The following is a 2,536-nucleotide window of genomic DNA, read 5'->3' as shown; positions in this document are numbered from 1 at the left end:
GACATCCGCATGCCGGGCATGGACGGCCTGACGGCGACCCGGCTGCTCACGACGGCACCCGGTCCGGCCACACCCCCGCGCGTGCTGGTCCTGACCACGTTCGACCAGGACGCCTACGTCCACGACGCCCTGCGCGCCGGGGCCTCCGGGTTCCTCCTGAAGGACGCGCTGCCCGAGGAACTCCTCGCGGGCATCCGCATCGTGGCCTCCGGCGAGGCGATGCTCGCCCCCACCGTCACGCGCCGCCTCATCGACGCCTTCGCGGGCACGGCCCCCGCCCCGGAGCCCGAACTCCTGGAGTCCCTCACGCCCCGCGAGCGCGAGGTCCTGTCCCTGGTGGCCGCGGGCCACACGAACGCGGAGATCGCCGAGGCGCTCGGCGTCACGACCGGCACGGTGAAGTCCCATGTCAACGCGGTGCTGGGCAAGCTGGGCCTGCGCGACCGCGTGCAGGCCACGATCCTCGCGTACGACCTGGGCCTGGCCCGGCCCCGCGGCACGCACCGGCCCTGAACGCCGACGGCACCCGGGAATGCCGACAGCACCCGGCTCCGCGCGGATGCCGGGTGCTGTCGGTGGAACGCGTGACGCGGTGCGTCAGGCCTTCTTGGTCTCCCAGAAGATCTTGTCGATCTGGGCGATGTAGTCCAGCGCCTTCTGGCCCGTGGCCGGGTCGGTCGAGCCCTTCGCGGCCGAGAGGGCCTTCAGGGTGTCGTTGACCAGCTGGTGCAGCTCCGGGTACTTCTCGAAGTGCGGGGGCTTGAAGTAGTCGCTCCACAGCACCGAGACGTGGTGCTTGGCGAGCTCGGCACGCTGCTCCTTGATGACCACGGCGCGCGCCTGGAAGTGCGCGTCGTCGTTGGCGGCCATCTTCTCCTGCACGGCCTTGACCGACTCCGCCTCGATGCGGGCCTGGGCCGGGTCGTACACGCCGCAGGGCAGGTCGCAGTGCGCGCTGACCTTCACCTTGGGGGCAAACAGGCGGGTGAGCATGTTGCTGTCCTCCTCGTGATCGTCTTCTCAGGTGGGACATTACTCCGTGAGAGACGGGTTTTCGCGAGTGCCCCCATGGGCTTAGGACAAAAGTCCAGGGTCAGACTGGGACTGGTGGAGGATAGGACCGGGGAGGTGCCGGTGATGCCGGAGCTGTCGCAGGAGAGCGAGCGGGAAAGGGCCGTCCTGCCGTGGGGTGCCGCGGAGGTGACGGGCCCTTCGATGGTGCCGACGCTGCACCACGGGGACCGGCTGCTCGTGCAGTGGGGGGCGCGGGTGCGCCCGGGGGACGTGGTGGTCCTGCGCCACCCGTTCCAGCAGGACCTGTTGGTGGTCAAGCGGGCCAAGGAGCGGCGCGGCGGCGGCTGGTGGGTGCTCGGCGACAACGCGTTCGCGGGCGGCGACAGCACGGACTACGGAGTGGTTCCCGAGGAACTCGTCCTCGGGAAGGTCCGGTTCCGCTACCGCCCGCCGGCGCCGGGCCGCCGTTCGCCGTTGGCGCTGGCGCGCTGGGCGCTGGGCGCGGTGCGTCCGGTGCTGGCGGAACGCTCCGTCTCCAGGCGCTTGCGGGCGCGGTAGGCCGCGACGTTGGCCCGGGTCGCGCAGCGGTCCGAGCAGTAGCGCCGGGAGCGGTTCGTCGACGTGTCGAGGTAGGCGTTGCGGCACGGCGCCGCCTCGCACAGGCCGAGGCGGTCCACGCCGTGCTCGGTGAGGTGGAAGGCGAGGCCCATCGCGGCGATCGCGGCGTACCCCGCCGTCGCGTTCGAGGGGTGGTCCGCCAGGTGCAGGTGCCACAAGGGACGGCCGTCGTCGTCCCGGTGGTCGTGGCCCGAGATCTGCGGGCTGACGGGGAACTCCAGGAGCAGTGAGTTCAGCAGGTCGACGGCGAGCGTCTCGTCGCCGCCGTCGGCCGCCTCGAAGACGGCCCTGAGCCTGGCCCGCACGGACCGGAAGCGCGTGACGTCGGAGTCCGTGGCGCGGCGGGCCATCTGCGTGCTCGGCCCGAACAGCTCCCTGATCGCCTCGACGGTCGTCAGCGCGTCCTTGTTGCGGCCCGGCTCCTCGCTGTTGACCAGGCGTACGGCGTAGTCCGAGTAATAGGCCAGTTCCACTTGTAGTCCTTACGAGGGCGGGCTATGGTCATCTCGTCGGCCGGTAATGGCCACTTGCGGTACCAGGGTATTACGTAGTGGAGGGGTTCTGATGACGGAAACGGGGACCGGCACCGAGGCCGCCGCCGCGCTCGGCACCGACTGGCGCGCCTGGCAGGACAGCTGGGACCGGCAGCAGCAGTGGTACCTGCCCGACCGCGAGGAGCGGTTCCGGATCATGCTCGACATGGTCGAGGCCGTGGTCGGCACCGCACCCCGCATCCTCGATCTCGCATGCGGTACGGGAAGTATTACGGACCGGCTGCTCAAGAGGTTCCCGGACGCGACCAGCGTCGGCGTCGACCTCGACCCCGCGCTGCTCACCATCGCCGAGGGCACCTTCGCCGGGGACGACCGGGTCACCTTCGTCACCGCCGACCTGAAAGACCCCG

General features: G+C 70.8%; 5 protein-coding genes. 3 read left to right on the top strand and 2 right to left on the bottom strand.

The window, feature by feature from the left end:
• The coding region (locus AOK03_RS09500; protein WP_055564737.1) for a LuxR C-terminal-related transcriptional regulator at positions 1-513 on the top strand (513 nt) is incomplete at its 5' end.
• Between the two features lie 84 nt (positions 514-597).
• Here the strand turns inward: AOK03_RS09500 and sodN are convergent.
• Positions 598-993 carry a superoxide dismutase, Ni gene (gene sodN / locus AOK03_RS09495; RefSeq protein WP_055564736.1) on the bottom strand — a complete coding sequence of 132 codons (396 nt, stop codon included), beginning with the start codon at positions 991-993 and terminating at the stop codon, positions 598-600.
• A gap of 144 nt (positions 994-1,137) precedes the next feature.
• Here sodN and sodX point away from each other — a divergent pair, with 144 nt between their 5' ends.
• Positions 1,138-1,572 (top strand): nickel-type superoxide dismutase maturation protease, encoded by a 435-nt coding sequence (gene sodX, locus AOK03_RS40705; protein WP_079074593.1) that lies wholly within the window; start codon positions 1,138-1,140, stop codon positions 1,570-1,572.
• On the opposite strand, the gene AOK03_RS09490 is transcribed toward sodX, so the two are convergent.
• Positions 1,455-2,105: a CGNR zinc finger domain-containing protein gene (locus tag AOK03_RS09490; RefSeq protein WP_055564735.1), complete on the bottom strand. Its 651-nt coding sequence runs from the start codon at positions 2,103-2,105 to the stop codon at positions 1,455-1,457. The two genes, sodX and AOK03_RS09490, sit on opposite strands and share 118 nt — an antisense overlap.
• A gap of 91 nt (positions 2,106-2,196) precedes the next feature.
• On the opposite strand from AOK03_RS09490, the gene AOK03_RS09485 reads away from it, so the two are divergent.
• The coding region (locus AOK03_RS09485; protein ID WP_157868904.1) for a class I SAM-dependent methyltransferase at positions 2,197-2,536 on the top strand (340 nt) is incomplete at its 3' end.

The organism is Streptomyces atriruber, assembly GCF_001418325.1.
Lineage (GTDB): Bacteria > Actinomycetota > Actinomycetes > Streptomycetales > Streptomycetaceae > Streptomyces > Streptomyces atriruber.
The sequence above is the reverse complement of the archived record's forward strand: the minus strand, read 5'-3'. Positions and strand labels throughout refer to the sequence as shown.